Origin of the sequence: Rhodococcus sp. BS-15 (genome assembly GCF_000813105.1) — a bacterium.
Taxonomy (GTDB): Bacteria; Actinomycetota; Actinomycetes; order Mycobacteriales; family Mycobacteriaceae; genus Rhodococcoides.
In genome coordinates, this window is the sequence record NZ_BAOX01000061.1 from 1 (window position 1) to 20506 (window position 20506).

The window sequence follows — 20506 nt, forward strand, 5'->3', positions numbered from 1 at the left end:
TCGACGCTGCGCGCGCTGCCGCGATGCAGATCGCGGCCCTCAAGGCCAAGTACGTCACGCGCGACGAGGTCCCCGAGGATCTGGTGGCCGCCGAGCGTCGCATCGCCGAGGAGACCGCTCGCGAAGAAGGCAAGCCGGAGCAGGCACTGCCGAAGATCGTCGAAGGTCGCGTCAACGGATTCTTCAAGGACGTCGTTCTCACCGAACAGAAGTCGGTGCAGGACGGCAACAAGACCGTCAAGGCCATTCTCGACGAGGCAGGCGTGACCATCACCCGCTTCTCACGGTTCGAGGTCGGTGCCAGCTAGTCTGCACACCGGTTCGGTCGAGGCGATGCCGTTCATTCGATTCCATCGAGTGGGCGGCATCGCTCGTGCGCAGGGCAGGTGGGTGTGCATGTCGGAGCCCTGTCCACCACCCGGGCTTCGATAGGGCAGGATGATCCAAGAGGAAACCGTAGTGTTCGACGAGTACCGAGGAGAGCTATGACCGATCCGGCCCCTGACCGTCCCGGGTTCCGACGCGTGATGCTCAAACTGGGTGGGGAGATGTTCGGAGGCGGCCAGGTCGGCCTCGATCCGGATGTCGTGAACAACGTTGCCGAGCAGATTGCCGAGGTGGTGGCCACCGGAGTGCAGGTCGCCGTGGTGATCGGCGGTGGCAATTTCTTCCGTGGTGCGGAACTGCAGCAGCGCGGCATGGACAGGTCTCGCTCGGACTACATGGGCATGCTCGGTACCGTCATGAATTGCCTTGCGCTGCAGGATTTCCTGGAGAAGCAGGGAGTGGCAACCAGGGTGCAGACGGCAATCACCATGGGTCAGGTCGCCGAGCCGTACCTTCCGCTCCGCGCGCGACGGCACCTGGAGAAGGGTCGCGTCGTGATCTTCGGAGCAGGCATGGGCATGCCGTATTTCTCCACCGACACCACGGCTGCGCAGCGCGCGCTGGAAATCGGTGCCGAGGTGTTGTTGATGGCCAAGGCAGTCGACGGCGTGTATTCGGCCGATCCGCGCCTCGACCCCGATGCGACGATGTTCGACACCATCACGCACCGCGAGGCCATCGAACAGGGACTCAAGGTTGCCGACGCGACGGCCTTCAGCCTGTGCATGGACAATCAGATGCCGATGCTGGTGTTCAATTTGCTGATTCAGGGAAATATTGCTCGCGCTGTGTCCGGTGAGAAGATCGGCACGCTGGTCACGTCGTGATCGTTGCCGACGGTGACGTGAGCGAATCGAAGACGAAGACGATGGAGGACAGATCGTGATTGACGAAGCTCTCTTCGACGCCGAAGAGAAGATGGAAAAGGCCGTATCGGTTGCACGTGACGATCTGTCCTCGATTCGCACCGGACGTGCCAACCCCGGAATGTTCTCCCGCATCGTCATCGAGTACTACGGTGCTCCGACGCCGATCACTCAGTTGGCCAGCATCAGCGTCCCCGAAGCGCGCCTCGTGGTCATCAAGCCGTACGAGTCCAGTCAGCTCGGACCCATCGAAACCGCTATTCGCAACTCCGACCTCGGTGTCAATCCCACCAACGACGGCAACCTCATTCGAATTGGAGTTCCGCAGCTCACCGAGGAACGTCGCCGCGAATTCGTCAAGCAGGCCAAGGGCAAGGGCGAGGACGCGAAGGTGTCGATTCGCAACGTTCGCCGAAAGACGATGGAAGAGCTCAAGCGAATCCAGAAGGACGGCGAAGCAGGCGAGGACGAGGTCGTCCGCGCCGAGAACGATCTGGACAAGACCACTGCGAAGTACACCGCCTCCGTGGACGATCTCGTCAAGCGCAAAGAGGGCGAGCTGATGGAGGTCTGACTCGACCTCGACAGCTGCTTTTCACGACGGACGACGATGAATTTCGAGGAGATGACGACAGTGGTGGGACCGGATCGGCAGGAGGGCAGCGGTACGCCCGCTGCCTCGTCCGGGGTCGCCGCAGCGAAGTCGACGGGCAAGGCAGGCCGAAATCTGCCGGCCGCGATCGGAGTCGGCGGGTCGTTGGGTATCGGCCTGATTCTCGTCCTCGTCTTCGTCCCGCTGGTGTGGATCGGGGTGGTGGCCGTCGCGTTGGCCGTCGCAACCTACGAGGTGTCGAAGCGCCTGCGTGAGGGCGGCGTTCTCGTGCCCCGCATTCCCCTCATCATCGGCGGTCAGGCGATGATCTGGCTCGGCTGGCCGTTCGGGGCAGTCGGTGTACTCAGCGCAGCGGTCGGCACCATCGTGGTCTGCATGGTGTGGCTGCTGCTGCGGCAGGGATTCGGAACCGCTCCGAAGAATTACCTCGAAGAACTTTCCGTCACCGTCCTGGTGGCATGTTGGCTGCCTCTGCTGGCCTCGTTCACCGTGCTGATGGTGCTGCAGGACAACGGCGCAGGCCGCATCCTGGTGTTCGTCATCGGCGTCGTGTGTTCGGACATCGGCGGCTACATCGCGGGTGTGTTGTTCGGAAAGCACCCGATGGCACCGGCCATCAGCCGAAGAAGTCCTGGGAAGGGCTCGTCGGGTCGCTCATCTTCTGCATCATCGGATGTCTACTGACCGTCACGCTCATCCTCGAGGCCAACTCGATGATCGGCATCCTTCTCGGTGTCGTCCTGGTGGTGACCGGCACGTTGGGCGATCTGATCGAATCGCAGGTCAAGCGTGATCTTCGCATCAAGGACATGGGCACCCTGTTGCCCGGCCACGGCGGCATCATGGACAGGCTCGATTCGCTGTTGCCCTCGGCTTTCGTGGCATGGCTCGTCTTCACCGTGCTTCTCTGAGCAGACTGCTCTCGGGCGTGCGCAGTGATCTCACCGGGGTGATCCCCAGCCCGAACATCTGGAACTGGCCGCACCTGTACGAGGCGGAGAACCGCGCTCAGGACGTCGACGGTGCTCTGTTCGATACGATCCGGTCGGTGGCGGACTGGACAGCGAAGACGGTCGTCGACGTCGGCTGCGGAAGCGGCTTTCATCTTCCGATGTTCGCGGCCGATGCCGAACGGGTACTGGGCATCGAGCCGCACGAACCACTCGCCGCCGCGGCGAGAAAGCGCGTCGCGGACCTGCCGAACGTCGAGGTGAGGACCGCTCAGGCGGATTCCCTCCCGATCGGCGACGGCACCGTGGACGTCGTCCATGCGCGCACCGCGTACTTCTTCGGACCGGGCTGCGGGCCGGGAATCGTCGACGCGATGCGTGTGCTCGCGCCGGGAGGAGCGTTGGTCGTCGTGGATCTGGACGCGACCGCCTCGCCGTACGGAGATTGGATGCGGGCGGATCTACCGCACTACGACCCGTCGACGGTCGAGGCGTTCTTCGATGCACAGGGCTTTGCGCTCACCCGCGTCGACACGAGGTGGTCGTTTCCGAATCGACGCATACTGCGCGATGTGCTGGGAATCGAGTTCGGACCACGCGTTGCGCGCGACGCCATGAAGTCGGTGGACGGTGTCTCGTTCGACGTCCGGTATCGAGTTCACGTTCGATACAAGCCGACCGGAATCGAGCTGCGCTAGCGAGCCGGTGGGACTCGGGAGACGCACCTCGACTGCGGGGGCGTCAGGAGGCGGCGGAAATCCCGAAGATCTCGGCCAGCTCGTTGATCTTGAGTGCCTTCGCCAGGCGAGGCAGGTCGCTTCCGTCCTTGACGTGCGCTCCGTCGGCACCGAGGGCATCGATGACGTCACGAGCCCACGACACGTCCGTGGGCGACGGGGCGAGCTCGCGGTTGACGATGGCAGCCTGCTCCGAATGCATGCACAACTTGCCCGTCATGCCCATCGACAGGGTCAGGGCGGCATCGCGTCCGAGGATGCTGTCGTTGGCCGTAAGTGTCGGCCCGTCGATCGGTCCCGGAATGCGCGCTGCGCGGGAGGAGACGACGAGGCGCGAACGGGGGTAGGCCATGGCCAGCGGGTCGTCACTCATTCCCGTGTCGCGGCGGAAGTCGCCGCTGCCGAAGGCGAGACGGAACGTCGAATCTGCGCGAGCGATCTCGGTTGCGGCTTCGAGTCCCATCGCCGACTCCACCAGTGCCAGGATCGGGGTGCCGGGTGCCAGGCGAGCAGCTGTGGCTTCGACCTGGCCGCCACTCTCGGTCTTGGCGAGCATGACGCCGACCAGTCCGGACAGGCCGGACAACGCGGCGAGGTCATCGGCCAGTAAGGGGTCGTTGCATCGTTGATGCGGACCCACGCCGAGTTCCCTTCGCCGAGCCACCGCACGACGGCGTCGCGCGCGGCCGGCTTCTTGGCCGGAGCGACTGCGTCTTCGATGTCGAGGATGACGGCGTCGACTCCCGACGCAACGGCATCGCCGAAGGTTTCGGGCTTGGTGGCCGGAACCAGCAGCCAGGACCGGGCGCGGTCGGGGGCAACGCCGGATGCCACGGGTGTCTCCATGAAAGTTGTCACGTCATGCTCCTCGAGTGAAGTGGGGCACCTCCAGCCTGATCGATTCAGTCGCTGCGCGCCACCTTCTGTACATAGTGTTCACGATTCGTGTCGCTACTTCTTCTTCGCTGCGCGTCGGACCTGAAGGATTCGAGCTCCGCCGACCATCGCCATCACCAGTGCGCCTGCGATCGCGGCCAGCAGCATGCTGATGCCCAATGGCAGATCGAGCTGCCAGGCGAAGATCTGCACGGTGACGGAGTGAGATTCTGCACGATGAACACGAGCAGAATCACCAGGACCACGGCCCCGACCACCAGGCCGGTCCACAGCGCAGCGGTGCGGGTGTGGGCGATGTCGGACGAACTGTTCGCCTGGGGCTCCGGGACGAACTCGGGATCCGGCGCGGAATGACCGTCCGAATCCGGAGTCGTGATCGGAGCGAGGTCACCCGAGGCGCTGTGGTCGCCGGGGTGAACCGCCTTGGATGTGTCCAGCGGTGTCTCGTGGCTGTCGTCTGCTCTGGTGGCCATGTCGATGATCCTTTCGCACGTGAAGGCCGAATGCACGTGCATTCGGCCACGACCTCGATACCCATCGGGTAACGGACGGAAACAGACGCGAATAGGACTGCGAGGCGATCGGGTGGACAATGGAGGCATGAGTGAGGCCGCCGACGCAACGAACACTTCGACCGAGCAGACGAGGCCGAATCTCCCCCTGGTCTTCACCGACCGACGTCGCGGCATGCCGTCACGCCACCTCGCCGATCTCGACAGAGAGGGATTGCGCGAGGCCGTGAAGGCACTCGGTCTACCTGCGTTCCGCGCTGATCAATTGGCTCGGCACTATTACGGCCGCCTCGAAGCGGACACCACGAAGATGACGGATCTTCCTGCCGAGGCGCGCGAGAAGGTGGGAGCCGACCTCTTTCCGACCTTGCTCACGGCGATCAAACATCTGGCGTGTGACGACGGTGATACACGCAAGACCCTGTGGAAAGCCAACGACGGAACTCTGCTCGAGAGCGTCCTGATGCGCTACCCGGACCGCGCGACGCTCTGCATCTCGAGCCAGGCCGGTTGCGGAATGGCCTGCCCGTTCTGTGCCACCGGTCAGGCCGGCCTGACCCGGAACCTGTCGACGGCCGAGATCGTGGATCAGGTGCGTTCGGCGGCTGCGGACATGCGCGACGGCGTGGTTCCCGGCGGTGAGGGTCGTCTGTCGAACGTGGTGTTCATGGGGATGGGCGAGCCGCTGGCCAACTACAAGCGGGTCGTCTCCGCGGTGCGCAAGATCGTCTCGCCTGCGCCCGACGGGCTCGGCCTGTCGCAGCGTTCGGTGACGGTGTCGACGGTCGGTCTGCACCGGCCATCCGCAAGCTGGCCGACGAGGGATTGTCGGTGACGCTGGCGGTGTCGTTGCACACGCCCGACGACGAACTCCGCGACACGTTGGTTCCCGTCAACAACCGTTGGTCGGTTGCCGAGGTGCTGTCCGCAGCGCGCTACTACGCCGACCAGACCGGTCGTCGGGTCTCGATCGAGTACGCGATGATCCGAGACGTCAACGATCAGCGTGGCGAGCCGACATGCTGGGAAAGAAGCTGCACAAGGCGCTCGGCTCGCGGGTCCACGTGAACCTGATTCCACTCAATCCGACTCCGGGCAGCGAGTGGGACGCCAGCCCGAAGCCGGTGGAGCGAGAATTCGTTCGACGGGTGATCGCGCAGGGGGTCTCGTGCACCGTCCGCGACACCCGCGGTCAGGAAATCGCCGCGGCGTGCGGTCAGCTGGCAGCCGAGAACTGAATCGGTTGCTAGCGGGGCTTGCGGCGGACGATCACGTCTCGCACGACGAGGCCGACCAGCGTCACCGCGAATCCGATCAACCACAGATCCTCGACCTTGCCGGTGTGGTTGCCGATCATCATGAACAGCAGGAACGCGGCGACGACGAGAGCGGCCACCCGCATCGCGCGGTTCGATTCACCACTCCAACCCCACTCGGCGGACGGCACGTCCGGCACCTCGTTGCGGGTATCGACGACCGGGTCGTACGAAGCGGATTCCAGTTCGGTATTTGCCACCGGTCGGTCCTCTCGGGTGATGAATTCTCGAAGTCGTCCTTCACGAGGCGTCGAGCCTGCCGCGTTCGGACAATATTGGCATACGACCGCCCGTCGTAGCCATCAGGGTTGGGTGCTCACCCGGCGCGACTGCCGACTTCGGTGAGAGACTGCGGCGGTGACGTCCGAGCGCCTTCCGCATCCGCTGACCCAGTTTCCGCTGAGCTACCCCCGAGACATGGTGGGGTACGGCCGCACGCCGCCGCACGCGCAGTGGCCGGGTGAGGCCAACATCGCGGTCCAGTTCGTCCTCAACTACGAGGAGGGTGCGGAGAACAACGTCCTCGACGGTGACACCAAATCCGAGACGTTCCTGTCGGAAATGATCGGGGCACAAGCCTTTCCGAACCGTCACATGAGCATGGAGTCGCTGTACGAGTACGGCTCGAGGGCCGGCGTGTGGCGGGTGCTGCGGGCGTTCGAGAAGCGAGACCTACCCCTGACGGTGTTCGCCGTGGCGAAGGCCATGGAACGAAACCCGGAAGTGGTTGCCGCACTGGCGGAATTGGGCCACGAGATCGCCTGTCACGGACTGCGGTGGCTGTCCTATCAACAGATCGACGAGAACGTCGAGCGCGAGCACATGGCCGAGGCCGTCGCCATCCTTCAGGGCCTCACCGGCTCGGCCCCGCTCGGGTGGTACACCGGACGTGACTCTCCGAACACCCGGTCGCTCGTCGTCGAGCACGGCGGATTCGTGTACGACTCGGATTCCTACGCCGACGATCTGCCTTACTGGGAGAAGGTCACTCGTGGCTCAGAGGTGGTCGATCATCTGGTGGTGCCCTACACCCTCGACACCAACGACATGAGATTCGCCTCGCCGGGCGGTTTCTCGACCGGGGACGAGTTCTACGCGCATCTGCGGGACGCGTTCGACGTGCTCTACGCCGAGGGGGAGAACGGCAGCCCCAAGATGCTCTCGGTCGGACTGCACTGCAGGCTGGTCGGCAGGCCGGCTCGCATCGCCGCCCTCGAGCGTTTTCTCGATCACGTTCGGTCTCACGACAAGGTGTGGGTCGCAAAACGAATCGACATCGCCGAGCACTGGCGCGCGGTGCACCCACCGGTCTCCTGATCGGGGGGAGTTCTCGATCAGCGCGGCGACCGGCACGCTGTCGCCAACGCAGTCAGATAGCGGTCGGTGAACAGGGCTTGGACACGCTTGCCCACCGGACCGCCGAGCCTGGTGTACCAGCGGCCGGGGTTCGAGAACGCGGTGATGTGCGCGGAGACGGTTCCGTCCTCGGGGGAGTAGTCGACGTGGAACAGTTCCTCGCCGGACTCGGGATGGCCGTCGAGGGTGCCGTAGGCGAAGCCCTGTCGGTTGGCCTCGTCGATGACGTAGACGACCCGGCACGGGATACGGATGGGTCCGAGCGTGAGAACCACCACGGCGTCGGGGACGGCGTGGTCGTCGCTGGAGTGGACCTTCAGCCCGGTGCCGCGATGCATGTCCCAGCGCATCAGCGCGTCGGCTGCGGCCACGAAGTCCTCGACTCCGGATCCGATGACCTGCGACTTCTCGACGTGGTGGTAGCCGGCCGGGAGCCTGCCGCTCGTTGCCCCTACATCGGCGTAGTTGAACGATGCCGCGCGATACTTCGAGACGTCCATGGCCTCCAGCGTGCCAGCTACGGCGGCGCATAGGGGTTTCTCAGGCTCGGTAGGCAACAATGGACCGGTGCCAGACCACCGCGTGCGAACGACCACCTCCGATCGCCCCGAGCCGATTCGCGTGTTGCTGTTGGGGAGCACCGGCTCGATCGGAACCCAAGCGCTCGACGTCATCGCCGCCGACCCTGATCGCTTCGTTGTCGTCGGTCTTGCGGCGGGCGGCGGAAACATCGACCTGCTTCGCCGTCAGATCGCCGAAACCGGTGTTCGGCGGGTCGCCGTGGCCGACCCCGCCGCTGCCGCCGAGCTCGACTTCCCCGGGGTTCTCAGCGGGCCCCGTGCGGTGACCGAGCTCGTCGAGTCGACGCAGGCCGACGTGGTGCTCAACGCGCTGGTGGGTTCGCTCGGTCTCGAACCGACGTTGGCGGCGCTGAAGACCGGTGCCCGGCTGGCGTTGGCCAACAAGGAATCGCTGGTTGCCGGCGGCGAACTCGTGCTCGCCGCCGCCGCCCCGGGACAGATCGTTCCGGTGGACTCGGAGCATTCGGCGCTGGCGCAGTGCCTGCGCAGCGGCCACCGAAGCGAGGTGGATCGACTGATCCTCACCGCATCGGGTGGACCGTTCCGGGGCTGGAGCGAAGCGGAACTGAAGTCGGTCACCCCTGCTCAGGCCGCGGCCCATCCCACCTGGTCGATGGGTCCGATGAACACGTTGAACTCGGCAACCCTGGTCAATAAGGGCCTCGAGCTGATCGAAGCGCACCTGCTGTTCGGGGTGCCCTACGAGAAGATCGACGTCACCGTGCATCGGCAGTCCATCGTCCATTCGATGGTCACGTTCGTGGACGGATCCACCATTGCGCAGGCCAGCCCGCCGGATATGAAGCTGCCGATCGGGTTGGCGCTCGGGTGGCCGGATCGAGTGCCGGACGTCGCGCGTGCGCTCGATTTCACAGCAGCGTTCTCCTGGGACTTCGAGCCACTCGACGATCGAGTGTTCCCTGCCGTGCAGCTGGCCCGCGAGGCCGGAATCATGGGTGGGTGCATGACGGCGGTGTACAACGCGTCCAACGAGATCGCCGCCGACGCGTTCCTGGCCGGCCGCATCGAATTTCCCGAGATCGTGCGCACGGTGCGTGCGGTTCTGAGCGACGGCGGCGGGGACTGGTCGGCGGTGCCGACTACCGTGGACGACGTCCTCGCGGCGGATTCCTGGGCTCGCGCACATGCGCGTGAGCTCCTGAAACAGAAGGGCCTTTAGACTCACATGCTGTTCGCTCTGGGTGTGGTGCTGTTCGCCGTCGGCATCGGTGTGTCGATCGCGCTGCACGAGGCGGGACACATGTGGACCGCGAAAGCGCTCGGCATGAAGGTCCGCCGGTATTACATCGGTTTCGGCCCCAAGATCTTCTCTTTCAGGCGAGGCGAGACCGAATACGGACTCAAGGCGATCCCGGCCGGCGGATTCTGCGACATCGCCGGAATGACGGCGATCGACGAACTCGCTCCCGACGAGGTCGAGCGGGCGATGTACCGCCAGAAGACGTGGAAGCGCATCGTCGTCATGGTCGGCGGTATCGCGATGAACTTCGTACTGGGAATCGTGCTGATCTACGCACTCGTACTCGGGTGGGGCACGCCCGATCGGGTGACGCCCACGACGACGGTTCAAGGCGTCGTCTGTGTCAGTCCGACACAGACCGAGGACGGTGAACTCGCGCCGTGTTCGGGAGACGGTCCGGCTGCTGCATCCGGACTGCGAACGGGCGACATCATCACTGCAGTGAACGGTGAGCCGACCGAGGTCTGGTCCGAGGTCGTTCTCGCCATCCGGGACTCGACCGGGTCGGTCGAGCTGACGGTCGATCGCGACGGTGCTTCGCAGACTCTCAGTGTTCCGATCCTCCAGGTTCAGCGATACATCATCGATCCTGACACCGGAGCGACAGAATCGACGACGGTCGGGGCCGTGGGTATCACCGGCGGTCCTCCGCCGAACATCAGGTACAACCCGATCGAGGCGGTGCCCGAGACGTTCGTCTTCACCGGCGACATCTTCGTGGAGACCGGCAAGGCGCTCGTGCAGTTGCCGACCAAGGTGCAGGCGCTGTGGGAGTCGATCTTCGGTGGTGAGCGCGGCCTCGATACGCCGATGAGTGTGGTCGGAGCCAGTGTCATCGGCGGCCAGGCCGCGGAGAACGACAACTGGCCGACGTTCATCGGTCTGCTCGCGTCGTTGAACTTCTTCCTCGGCGCGTTCAATCTCGTGCCGTTGCTGCCGCTCGACGGCGGCCACATCGCGGTGACCATCTACGAGCGCATCCGCAACCTGTTCCGCAACCGCCGGGGTCTGCCCGACGGTGCGCCGGTGGATTACATGAAACTGATGCCCGTCACCTACGTGGTCATCGTCGTTTTCATCGGGTTCTCCTTGTTGACGCTCACGGCGGACATCGTCAACCCGATTCAATTGTTCTAAGTAGACTCGTCAGTCGTAGCTAGGAAAGAAGGCCACTCGTGACCGTGTCAGTCGGATTGGGAATGCCAGCACCGCCGGTGCCCGTACTCGCGCCTCGCCGCAAGACGCGGCAACTGCAGGTCGGATCGGTGGGAGTGGGCAGCGACAGCCCCATCTCGGTGCAGTCGATGTGCACCACCAAAACCCATGACATCAATGCCACGCTGCAGCAGATCGCAGAGCTGACGGCGTCGGGCTGCGACATCGTGCGTGTGGCATGCCCCACACAGGACGACGCGGATGCGCTGTCGATCATCGCCAGGAAGAGCCAGATCCCGGTGATCGCAGACATTCACTTCCAGCCCAAGTACATCTTCGCCGCGATCGACGCAGGCTGCGCTGCGGTGCGCGTCAACCCGGGCAACATCAAGGAATTCGACGGACGCGTCAAGGAGGTCGCCAAGGCGGCCGGCGACGCGAACATTCCGATCCGCATCGGCGTCAACGCCGGATCGCTCGATCCTCGCCTGATGAAGAAGTACGGCAAGGCGACGCCGGAGGCGCTCGTCGAGTCCGCGCTGTGGGAGGCGGGCCTGTTCGAGGAACACGGATTCGGTGACATCAAGATCTCCGTCAAGCACAACGACCCGGTCGTCATGGTCGCCGCCTACGAGCAGCTGGCCGCGCAGTGCGACTACCCGTTGCACCTCGGCGTCACCGAGGCAGGCCCCGCCTTCCAGGGCACCATCAAATCCTCGGTGGCATTCGGGGCACTGCTGTCCAGGGGAATCGGCGACACCATCCGCGTCTCTCTGTCGGCACCGCCCGCCGAGGAGATCAAGGTGGGCAACCAGATTCTGCAGTCGCTCAATCTGCGTCCTCGCAAGCTGGAAATCGTCTCCTGCCCGTCGTGTGGGCGTGCGCAGGTCGACGTCTACACCCTTGCCGACGAGGTAACCGCAGGCCTGGAAGGCATGGAGATTCCGCTTCGCGTCGCCGTCATGGGCTGCGTCGTCAACGGTCCGGGAGAAGCGCGCGATGCCGACCTCGGCGTGGCGTCGGGCAACGGCAAGGGCCAGATCTTCGTCAAGGGCAAGGTCATCAAGACCGTGCCCGAGGCACAGATCGTAGAGACCTTGATCGAGGAAGCAATGCGCATCGCCGAGGAATACGACAAGGATGAGACTGCAGACGGTGGCGCACCGGTCGTGACCGTCAGCTGAGCAGGTTCGACCGATTCGGTGTCCGGTTTGCCGCTCTGCCACCGGCGGAACAGGTTCTCTGGAATGATTCGGTACACGCTCGGTCGGTGTGTATGCGGTAGGTGGGTCAGGAGGTCGGTAGGTGCTCAAGCTCCTCGGTGCGAAGCCTCTCGGTAATCGGGACGTTGCGCATGTTCTGCGGGTGCTCGACGCCGACCCGGTTGCTACCTGCATGGTCGCCGCCCGGGTGCAGGAATCCGGACTGGATCCGAGGTCGTTCCACGGGGAGATGTGGAGCAGAGGCGGACCGGACGAGTCGTTGTGCTTCTACGGTGCCAACCTCGTTCCGCTGCTCGGATCGAGTGACGATCTGCGGTCGTTCGCCGATCGTGCGTGCCGCGGCCCACGGCTGTGTTCGTCGCTGGTCGGTCGAGCCGAACTGACATTGCCGCTGTGGAGATGCTCGAGACCGACTGGGGCCCGGCTCGGGAAGTTCGCGGTGAGCAGCCACTGCTGGCCACGTCGGTTCGATCGTCGGTCACGCCCGATCCGCACGTACGTCTCGTTCGCCCAGAGGAACTGGACGTGTATCTGACTGCGGCAGTGGCGATGTTCATCGAGGAGGTCGGAGTCGACCCGAGACAGAACGACGGCGGCCGTGGATACCGGCGACGGATCTCGAGTCTGATTGCCGCGCAGCGTGCGTGGGCTAGATTCGAGGACGGTCGGGTGGTGTTCAAGGCCGAGATCGGATCGCAGTCGGCGACCGTGGGGCAGATCCAGGGAGTATGGGTTCATCCCGATCGGCGCGGGCACGGTCTCGGTGCGTCCGGTACCGCGGCGGTGGTGAACTCGGTGGTCCGCCAGGGCCGCACAGCCAGCCTGTACGTCAACAGTTTCAACTACGTCGCTCGGCGCGCATACGCGAAGATCGGCCTGACCCAGGTGGCGACCTTCACGACGGTGCTCCTCGACTAGTTCGAGCGTCGCTCGATCGGGTTGCGGCGAACCGCGATTCGTTGCGGCAGCCGAAGGCAGCGCCCTATTACGATGGGGCGCAATGAGATCACGTGGTGCAACCGAAGTGCGGTATCGAGTCGGAGCGGTATCGGTGGTCGCAGCCGTCATTGCTGCCGCCCTCACCGGATGTACCCCCAAGCCCGACGGCCCGGAGCCGGCCGCTCAGGCATTTCTCGCCGCATTCGAGGCCAACGACATCGCCGCCGCGGCCGCGGACACCGACAAGCCCGACGCGGCGGCCACGGCACTGACCGAGGCGTGGACCAATCTCCAGGCCGAGGCTCTGGAAGCCGAGACGACGTCGGTGCAGGTCCAGGGGGACACTGCCACGGTCGGCTACACCTACACCTGGCAGCTTCCGAAGGATCGGGTGTGGACGTACGACGGTCAGCTGAACATGGGCCGCAGCGAGGGGGAGTGGGTGGTGCGCTGGACGGCGTCGGACATCCATCCCAAGCTCGGCGACACCCAGACGATGTCCTTGCGGTCCACGGCGGCTCCGCGTGCACGGGTCAACGAGCGCTCCGGCACCGACGTGCTGGTGCCCGGGGTGGTGCATCGAATCAAATTCGATGCGGCGAATGCGAACAACGTGGTGGCCTCGGCGACGGCACTGTCGACGTTGCTGACGCCATTCGATGCGTCCATCACTGCGCAGTCCATCGTCGAATCCGCCACCTCGGTCGACGGCGACTACCCGGTGGTCCTGCTTCGAGACAGTGACTACCAGCCGATCTCGGCCGCACTGACCGAGATCCCTGGAGTCACCGCGTCCGACGAATCGGATCTGGTGTCCACCGACCCCACGTTCGCGCCGGACCTGGTGGGCCAGGTCAAGAAGGCCGTCATCGACGAGGTCGACGGCAAGGCGGGGTGGAGCGTGGTGACCACGAACCGCAACGGCGTCGACATCGATGTCCTCACCGACACCCCGCCGGAGCCTCTCCGTCGTTCTCGATCAGTCTCGATCGCAACATTCAGGTCGCCGCACAGCGAGCGGTGAATGCACGCACCGAGCAGGCGATGACGGTGGTCATCCAGCCGTCGACCGGTGCCATCCTGGCGGTGGCACAGAATCCGGCTGCCGATCGGGACGGGCCGGTCGCGTCGGCCGGTCTGTACCCACCCGGATCGACGTTCAAGATCATCACCGCCGGTGCCGCCATCTCCAGGGGACTCGCGACTCCGGGCAGTACTGTTCCGTGTCCGGGGCGGATCGTGATCGGCGAGCGCAGCGTGCCCAACTACAACGAGTTCGCACTGGGTGACGTGACGATGAGTACCGCGTTCACTCGATCGTGCAACACCTCGTTCGCCAAGCTGGCCAGCGAGATGGCCCCCGACGCATTGACCGTCGCGGCCTCTCAGTTCGGCGTCGGCCCGGACTACGACGTCGTCGGATTGCCGACCGATTCCGGTTCGGTGCCACCGGCCGAAGAGCTCGTCCAGCGCACCGAGGACGGCTTCGGTCAGGGCCGAGTGGTCGTGTCGACGTTCGGTATGGCCCTGGCCGCCGCGACGGTGGCTCATGGCTCGACGCCGGTGCCGAACCTCCTGGTCGGACGCGACACCGTGATCGACGGAGACCATCCGCCGATCGAACCGGCGATGGTGGACGGACTGCGCGGGATGATGCGTTCGGTGGTCACCAGCGGCACGGCCGAACGCATCGCAGACCAGGGCGAGGTCTACGGAAAGACCGGTGAAGCGGAGGTCGACGGCGGTTCGCACTCGTGGTTCGTCGGCTATCGCGGAGACATCGCTTTCGCCACCCTCGTGGTGCGCGGCGGCAGCTCGGACAACGCGGTCGCGGTGACCCGAGAGATGTTCGAGCAACTGCCGCCGGGTTACTGACCGCGCTGCGGCGGCGCGTGGTTCAGGAAGGCAGAACGCCGAGTCGGCGGCACGCCACCACGGCTTCGTATCGGGTGTGCGAATCGGTTTTGCGCATCACACTGCGCAGGTACGACTTGACCGTCTCGGCACCGATCGACAGGCGCGCAGCGACCTCGATGTTGGTGCAGCCCAAGGCAACCTGCGCGATGACGTCGATCTCGCGTGGCGTCAACGACTGCGACACCTCCTGGGCTCGTGGGTCGTCGGGCGTGTTTTGTCCGAACGACGCGGCCACGCGCGCTGCGACTGCGTCGAGTCTGCGCCTGATCGATGCGTCGCCGATCGACCGGGCCAGATCGGACAGTTCCTCGTGGACGCTGCGCAGCTCGGCCGTACGCGAGAGATCCGAGTCGAGCGGCGAGCGGATGGTCGCCAGCAGACGGATCCTGCGGTCGACCTCGTCACGCACGGAGATCTCCTGGCCGAGACGCCTGGCTGCGGTCGTCATGATGTCGCCGACGCGATCTCCTAGTGGGCCGCGTTCGCGTAGCGCCGCGTACATCACTATTCGCGCGACTCCGGCAACGACCACCGGTACTGCCAGTATCGACTTGAGGCCCTCACCGAGCACCGGTCGATCGAAGTGATGGGTGATCGACATCGACGCGCCGTAATCGCTCACGGCCGCGGGCCTGCGCTGTTCCATGACCCGTCCGCCGAGGCCGGATCTGGGTGGGATGGCGAGTCCGTCCAGGCCGCGGGTTCTGGTTCCGTGGAACTCACTCAGGTACAGGGTCTCCGAGGAGACCTCGCCGCCGAACACGACGGGCACGTCGGACGTCGCTGCCACCTGGCGCAGCTCGGCGCGCAGGGCATCACCGTCACGGGGCCGCAACAGATTCGAATGGACCACGATGCTTCCTTTCTCGTGTCGGTTGCACGAGCGACGAACGTGATCCAGATCATATCCGCACCGGCATGCGGTGTTTCGACTGGTACGGGCACCGCGCTGCGGTTCGGGGCCCAATACGAGCCGACTACTCTGGACGCCATGTCTGTGACCGCCGAGAGCAAGCCCCGTCAGCCACTCGTACCAGGCGTCGTATCGCCCGTCCTTCCGGTGCCGAAGTCGATCGAGCGCCCCGAGTACGCGTGGAAGTCGACCGTGGCCGAGGGTAGCGAGCCCTGGGTTCAGACCCCCGAGGTCATCGAGAAGATGCGGGTAGCGTCGAAGATCGCGGCGAGGGCGCTGCAGGAGGCGGGCCGGGCGGTGGCACCGGGCGTCACCACCGACGAGCTGGACCGCATTGCCCACGAGTACATGATCGATCACGGCGCATACCCGTCCACGTTGGGCTACAAGGGGTTTCCGAAGTCCTGCTGCACCTCCCTCAACGAGGTCATCTGCCACGGCATCCCGGATTCCACGGTGATCCAGGACGGCGACATCGTCAACATCGACGTCACCGCGTACATCGACGGCGTCCATGGCGACACCAATGCAACCTTCCTGGCCGGCAACGTCTCCGAGGAAGCGCGCCTGTTGGTCGAGCGCACCCACGAGGCCACCTTGCGTGCCATCAAGGCGGTCAAGCCGGGTCGCGCGCTGAACGTGATCGGCCGCGTCATCGAGTCGTATGCGCACCGGTTCGGCTACGGCGTGGTGGAGGACTTCACCGGCCACGGCATCGGTACCACCTTCCACAACGGTCTCGTCGTGCTGCACTACGACCAGCCGTCGGTGGACACCGTCATCGAACCGGGGATGACGTTCACGATCGAACCGATGATCAACCTGGGCACGATCAACGCCGAGATGTGGGACGACGGCTGGACGGTGGTCACGCACGACAAGAAGTGGACCGCGCAGTTCGAGCACACGCTCGTGGTGACCGAGACGGGTAGCGAGATTCTGACCCTCCCGTGAGTCTGAAAGGTGCCCTGTTGGTCGCCGGGACGACGTCCGACGCGGGCAAGAGTGTGTTGGTCGCCGGGCTGTGCCGGATGCTGGCGCGGCGGGGCGTGCGGGTGGCTCCGTTCAAGGCGCAGAACATGTCCAACAATTCGGTGGTCACGCTCGACGGCGGCGAGATCGGGCGGGCGCAGGCGATGCAGGCGGCGGCCTGTGGCCTCGAGCCGAGTGTGCGTTTCAATCCGGTGTTGCTGAAACCGGGGAGTGACCGGACCTCGCAGTTGGTGGTGCGCGGTCGGGCCGTGGCGCAGGTGAGTGCGAGCAACTACATCGAGCACCGGCAGTCTCTGCGCGCCGTGGTGGCGGACGAATTAGCCTCTCTGCGTGCAGAATTCGATGTGGTGATCTGCGAGGGCGCGGGCTCGCCCGCCGAGATCAATCTGCGCGCCACGGATCTGGCCAACATGGGGTTGGCGACGGCGGCAGCGCTGCCGGTGATCGTGGTGGGGGATATCGATCGCGGGGGAGTGCTGGCTCATCTTTTCGGCACCGTGGCCGTGCTGTCTCCGCAGGATCAGGCGCTCGTCGCCGGGTTCGTGATCAACAAGTTCCGCGGTGATCCCGCTCTGCTGGCACCCGGTCTCGACCAGCTGCGCGCGTTGACGGGACGGCCGACGTACGGTGTCGTCCCCTTCGCCGACGGATTGTGGATGGACGCCGAGGATTCACTCGGAACCGTCCCCGATGCGCCGGTGGGGCGGCCGCGTCCACCACACGGTTCGCAATGGTTACGCGTCGCGGCGGTGCGTTTGCCGAGAATCTCCAACACCACCGATGTCGAGGCGTTGGCGTGCGAGCCCGGGGTGTCGGTGCACTGGGTCACCGAACCGTCCCGGCTCGAGGACGTGGATCTGGTGGTCGTCCCGGGCAGCAAGTCCACCGTGTCGGATCTGGAGTGGCTGCGGCGCAGCGGTCTTGCCGATGCGATCGCAGCACGCGGGGCGGCGGGACTTCCGGTTCTGGGGATCTGCGGTGGGTATCAGATGTTGGGTCGAACGATCGACGACACCGTCGAATCCGGAGCCGGTTCGGTCCAGGGGCTCGGTCTGCTCGATCTCTCGGTCGAGTTCGCGGCCGACAAAGTGCTCGCGCAGGTGACGGGGCGATCGATACAGTTCGGCTCGAATTCCTTGTCGGGCTACGAAATTCACCACGGGCGGGTCGTGCAGAACGGCGACGATGCGCTTCTTGCTGCTGCGTCGGGTAGCCCGGAGGGCAGTGTGCGCGGCGGTGTCGTGGGAACCCACTGGCACGGCCTGCTCGAGTCCGATGATTTCCGGCAATCGTTCCTCAGCTGGGTGGCAGGGAAATCGGGCCGTGTCGGCTTCGTGGTGGCACCCGCTACATCGGTCGCTGCGATGCGCGAGCAGCAGTTGGACCTGCTGGCGGATCTGGTGGAAGACAACCTCGACGTCGACGCCGTGCTCGACCTCATCGAGCACGGCGTCGATCCCATGACGAAAATGATTGTCACGCAGATGCTTTGAGAAGACCGAACCAGCTGGCGGCCGCCAACGCTCCGGTGATCAGCAAGGGGATCACCACGAGCAGAAGTATGCGTGGGGTGTCGGTGAAGAAGGTGCCGATGTTCGGCCACCATCGTTGCCAGGTCACGAGTATCGATCCACCGCCGAAGAATACGAGCGCACCCAGCCCGAGGGTGAACAATCCATTGACGCGGTACCGCCGATAGACGACGCCGATGAATGCGCCGATTCCGCCGATCACCAGCAGTCCGGTCACCAGGGCCGCCCATTGGAGCACAGGATTGTCGGTGGCAGCGCGGGCGATTCCGAACATTCGGATCTTCTTACCGAAACCACCCGTCGTGGACTCGACGGCCGACAGCACGTAGATGATCGTGCCGATCGCGACGGATTGGGCGATACCCACCAACGCTGTCGCCGAGAGGAATTCGCGCCGGGTGATGCTCAAACCCAGCGCGTACGGAAAGACCTGGGTGATGGCAGAGAGGTAGAAGGCGAGGGCGAAGCCATATACCGCGAAGACTCCGCCGGTGAAATTGGATTCCGATTCGGTGTCCGGAACGACGGAGAACAGCCCGTACGTGACGACGAACACTATGGCGAGTATGCCCAGCGGCCAGGCGAATGTCGTTGCCCAGGACGTGTTGTGGATTCGAGCGACGTTCAGTATTCGTTTCATGACACTGCCTCCTCGGCTTCGGCGGTGGTGCGTTCGATGATCAACTGCTGCAACGGGACCGGTTCGATGGTGAGCCCTACTGCAGCACCGTCCGATTTCTGCCGGTCGGTCAGTCGGCCGTCGATCGTGGCCCGAGCGCTCGCGCCGAGTGCCGTTCGACGCAGGGTTCGATGGCCCGAGGCGAACGAGTCGACGACGCGCGTCGGTCCGGTGATTTCGAAGGCGCTCTCGCGTAGATCGTCCGAGTCGGCGTCGAGCAGAATCTTTCCCTTGTCGATGAGAATCACGTGTTCGATCAGATCGCTGACCTCGTCGATGAGATGGGTGGACAGGATCACCGTCCTGGGATTTTCGGAGTAGTCGGCCAGCAATCTGTCGTAGAACAGGTGTCGGGAGACTGCGTCCAGTCCGAGATACGGCTCGTCGAATAAGGTCAGCGGTGCCCGAGATGCGAGTCCGATGACGATGCCCAGAGCCGACGTCATTCCGCGGGAGAGCTTCTTGATCTTGCGACCGAGGGGCAGGTCGAAGTCGCGCAGCAACTCGGCGGCGAAGTCGTTGTCCCAGTGCGGAAGAATGTGCGAGGCATGCGAAACGGCGTGCTTGACCTTCAGATCGTCGGGGTACTTCTGGCTCTCCTTGACGAAGCACACGTGACTCAGTGGAAACGGATTCTCCCACGGATGGTGCCCGAATATCGAGACCTCGCCCGCGCTCTGGCGCATCTGCGCGGTCATCATCTGCATGACGGTGGTCTTGCCTGCGCCGTTGCGGCCGAGAAAGCCGTAGATCTTGTTCTGTTCGATCTCGAAGCTCACGTCGTCGACAGCGGTGAACGAGCCGAACTTCTTGGTCAGGTGATGGGCCGACGCGACCACGCGGACACCTTCGCCGGTCGGATCGAATTCATGGATGCTCATCGCGCTGCCTCCCAGTTGTCGAGCATTGTCTTGAGTTCGTCGACGGTCATGCCGAGCTTGCGTGCCTCGGTGACGAGCGGGTCGATGTACTGGCGAGCGAAGAGGTCGCGGCGACGGAATCGAAGAGCGTCGCGAGCGCCTGTGGTGACGAACATTCCGATTCCTCGTTTCTTGTAGACGACGCCGTCGGCGACGAGCTTGGCGAGTCCCTTGCCTGCGGTGGCCGGGTTGATTCGATGGAACGCGGCCAGTTCGTTGGTCGAGGGGACCTGCTCTTCCTCTGCCAGGGAGCCGTCGATGATGGAGTTCTCGACCATCTCGGCGATCTGCAGGAAGATCGGCCTGCCCTCGTCCATCAGAACCACCGCCGGTGCGTCGAGGTTGGTCGCCTCGCTGGTTCATTACTCATGTAACTAACCATAGAACCGATGTGGGGTCGGCGCAAGAGGCAGTACCGTCGTCCCCATGGAGTTCACGCATGTGAGTGCTGCGGGTGGGCAATGTTCGGTGCGGGTCGCAGGCCCGGACAGCAGGCACGCCGTTCTCTTGCTTCCCGATACAGGCGATCCGGTGGATGTGTACGACGCCGTCAGTGAACGGCTGCACAATTCGGATCTGAAAACCGTTGCGCTGGAAAGCATCGACGGTGTCAGCGACAACGCGATCCTGACGGTTCTCGACGAGCTGAAGCTGTCGTGGGTGCATCTCGTCGGCAGCGGCGCGGGTGCGGAGTCGGCCTGGACGCTGGCTGCCAAGACCTTCGGTCGCTTCGCCAGCCTGATCGCGGTGAACCGTTGC

Annotated in this window: 17 protein-coding genes and 7 pseudogenes; 15 read left to right on the top strand and 9 right to left on the bottom strand. The window is 64.6% G+C overall.

Going from position 1 to position 20506, the window contains the following annotated elements; translation table 11 throughout:
- The 5 genes and pseudogenes from RHBS_RS10085 to RHBS_RS10105 form a co-directional block, all read left to right on the top strand.
- Positions 1-308 (top strand): annotated as a pseudogene (locus tag RHBS_RS10085) (elongation factor Ts); the annotation flags it as partial.
- 177 nt (positions 309-485) lie between these two features.
- The gene (gene pyrH, locus RHBS_RS10090; protein WP_032397808.1) at positions 486-1214 is read left to right on the top strand and encodes a UMP kinase; all 729 of its coding nucleotides are present in this window, start codon (positions 486-488) and stop codon (positions 1212-1214) included.
- Positions 1215-1269: 55 nt separating this feature from the next.
- The gene (gene frr, locus RHBS_RS10095; protein WP_121870139.1) at positions 1270-1827 is read left to right on the top strand and encodes a ribosome recycling factor; all 558 of its coding nucleotides are present in this window, start codon (positions 1270-1272) and stop codon (positions 1825-1827) included.
- 36 nt (positions 1828-1863) lie between these two features.
- Positions 1864-2777, top strand: a pseudogene (locus tag RHBS_RS10100) (phosphatidate cytidylyltransferase).
- A gap of 38 nt (positions 2778-2815) precedes the next feature.
- Positions 2816-3514 (top strand): class I SAM-dependent methyltransferase, encoded by a 699-nt coding sequence (locus RHBS_RS10105; protein WP_237669137.1) that lies wholly within the window; start codon positions 2816-2818, stop codon positions 3512-3514.
- A 43-nt stretch (positions 3515-3557) separates the two neighbouring features.
- Here the strand turns inward: RHBS_RS10105 and RHBS_RS10110 are convergent.
- The 3 genes and pseudogenes from RHBS_RS10110 to RHBS_RS10115 all read right to left on the bottom strand — a co-directional run bounded on the left by RHBS_RS10110 (position 3558) and on the right by RHBS_RS10115 (position 4923).
- Positions 3558-4399: pseudogene (locus tag RHBS_RS10110) on the bottom strand (CoA ester lyase).
- Positions 4400-4504: 105 nt separating this feature from the next.
- Positions 4505-4597 (bottom strand): hypothetical protein, encoded by a 93-nt coding sequence (locus tag RHBS_RS32165; protein WP_374700568.1) that lies wholly within the window; start codon positions 4595-4597, stop codon positions 4505-4507.
- The gene (locus RHBS_RS10115; RefSeq protein ID WP_374700569.1) at positions 4564-4923 is read right to left on the bottom strand and encodes a hypothetical protein; all 360 of its coding nucleotides are present in this window, start codon (positions 4921-4923) and stop codon (positions 4564-4566) included. Before RHBS_RS10115 ends, RHBS_RS32165 begins: the two co-directional genes overlap by 34 nt.
- A gap of 127 nt (positions 4924-5050) precedes the next feature.
- On the opposite strand from RHBS_RS10115, the pseudogene rlmN reads away from it, so the two are divergent.
- Positions 5051-6200: pseudogene (gene rlmN, locus RHBS_RS10120) on the top strand (23S rRNA (adenine(2503)-C(2))-methyltransferase RlmN).
- 8 nt (positions 6201-6208) lie between these two features.
- On the opposite strand, the gene RHBS_RS10125 reads toward rlmN, so the two are convergent.
- Positions 6209-6478, bottom strand: a complete 270-nt coding sequence (locus tag RHBS_RS10125; RefSeq protein WP_121870134.1) for a DUF2631 domain-containing protein — start codon at positions 6476-6478, stop codon at positions 6209-6211.
- A 217-nt stretch (positions 6479-6695) separates the two neighbouring features.
- Between RHBS_RS10125 and puuE the strand changes: the two genes are divergently transcribed.
- Positions 6696-7595: an allantoinase PuuE gene (gene puuE / locus RHBS_RS10130; RefSeq protein ID WP_183130411.1), complete on the top strand. Its 900-nt coding sequence runs from the start codon at positions 6696-6698 to the stop codon at positions 7593-7595.
- Between the two features lie 17 nt (positions 7596-7612).
- On the opposite strand, the gene RHBS_RS10135 is transcribed toward puuE, so the two are convergent.
- Positions 7613-8134, bottom strand: a complete 522-nt coding sequence (locus RHBS_RS10135; protein WP_121870133.1) for a DUF1990 family protein — start codon at positions 8132-8134, stop codon at positions 7613-7615.
- A gap of 121 nt (positions 8135-8255) precedes the next feature.
- Between RHBS_RS10135 and dxr the strand changes: the two genes are divergently transcribed.
- The 5 genes and pseudogenes from dxr to RHBS_RS10160 all read left to right on the top strand — a co-directional run bounded on the left by dxr (position 8256) and on the right by RHBS_RS10160 (position 14668).
- Positions 8256-9395, top strand: a complete 1140-nt coding sequence (gene dxr, locus RHBS_RS10140) for a 1-deoxy-D-xylulose-5-phosphate reductoisomerase (protein ID WP_121872482.1) — start codon at positions 8256-8258, stop codon at positions 9393-9395.
- A 6-nt stretch (positions 9396-9401) separates the two neighbouring features.
- Positions 9402-10613 (top strand): RIP metalloprotease, encoded by a 1212-nt coding sequence (locus RHBS_RS10145; protein WP_121870132.1) that lies wholly within the window; start codon positions 9402-9404, stop codon positions 10611-10613.
- Between the two features lie 38 nt (positions 10614-10651).
- Positions 10652-11815 carry a flavodoxin-dependent (E)-4-hydroxy-3-methylbut-2-enyl-diphosphate synthase gene (gene ispG / locus RHBS_RS10150; RefSeq protein WP_179273381.1) on the top strand — a complete coding sequence of 388 codons (1164 nt, stop codon included), beginning with the start codon at positions 10652-10654 and terminating at the stop codon, positions 11813-11815.
- Between the two features lie 121 nt (positions 11816-11936).
- Positions 11937-12772: pseudogene (locus RHBS_RS10155) on the top strand (GNAT family N-acetyltransferase).
- 82 nt (positions 12773-12854) lie between these two features.
- Positions 12855-14668: pseudogene (locus tag RHBS_RS10160) on the top strand (penicillin-binding transpeptidase domain-containing protein).
- 22 nt (positions 14669-14690) lie between these two features.
- Here RHBS_RS10160 and RHBS_RS10165 read toward each other — a convergent pair.
- Entirely contained in the window at positions 14691-15563 is an 873-nt protein-coding gene (locus RHBS_RS10165) for a helix-turn-helix transcriptional regulator (protein WP_121870130.1), read from the bottom strand.
- A gap of 138 nt (positions 15564-15701) precedes the next feature.
- On the opposite strand from RHBS_RS10165, the gene map reads away from it, so the two are divergent.
- Together map and RHBS_RS10175 are read left to right on the top strand one after the other, a co-directional pair.
- Entirely contained in the window at positions 15702-16577 is an 876-nt protein-coding gene (gene map, locus RHBS_RS10170; protein WP_121872481.1) for a type I methionyl aminopeptidase, read from the top strand.
- Positions 16578-16579: 2 nt separating this feature from the next.
- Positions 16580-18109, top strand: coding sequence for a cobyric acid synthase (locus RHBS_RS10175; RefSeq protein WP_121872480.1), 1530 nt, complete (start codon positions 16580-16582; stop codon positions 18107-18109).
- Here RHBS_RS10175 and RHBS_RS10180 read toward each other — a convergent pair.
- The 3 genes from RHBS_RS10180 to RHBS_RS10190 are packed head-to-tail and all read right to left on the bottom strand — an operon-like array spanning position 18093 to position 20067.
- Positions 18093-18788 carry an ABC transporter permease gene (locus tag RHBS_RS10180; RefSeq protein WP_121870129.1) on the bottom strand — a complete coding sequence of 232 codons (696 nt, stop codon included), beginning with the start codon at positions 18786-18788 and terminating at the stop codon, positions 18093-18095. The genes RHBS_RS10175 and RHBS_RS10180 overlap by 17 nt on opposite strands.
- Positions 18785-19708, bottom strand: coding sequence for an ABC transporter ATP-binding protein (locus tag RHBS_RS10185; RefSeq protein ID WP_121870128.1), 924 nt, complete (start codon positions 19706-19708; stop codon positions 18785-18787). Before RHBS_RS10185 ends, RHBS_RS10180 begins: the two co-directional genes overlap by 4 nt.
- Complete coding sequence (locus RHBS_RS10190; RefSeq protein ID WP_183130410.1) at positions 19705-20067, bottom strand: GntR family transcriptional regulator; 363 nt, start codon at positions 20065-20067, stop codon at positions 19705-19707. The genes RHBS_RS10185 and RHBS_RS10190 overlap by 4 nt, the downstream gene beginning before the upstream one ends.
- A gap of 217 nt (positions 20068-20284) precedes the next feature.
- Here RHBS_RS10190 and RHBS_RS10195 point away from each other — a divergent pair.
- A pseudogene (locus RHBS_RS10195) lies at positions 20285-20506 on the top strand (alpha/beta hydrolase); the annotation flags it as partial.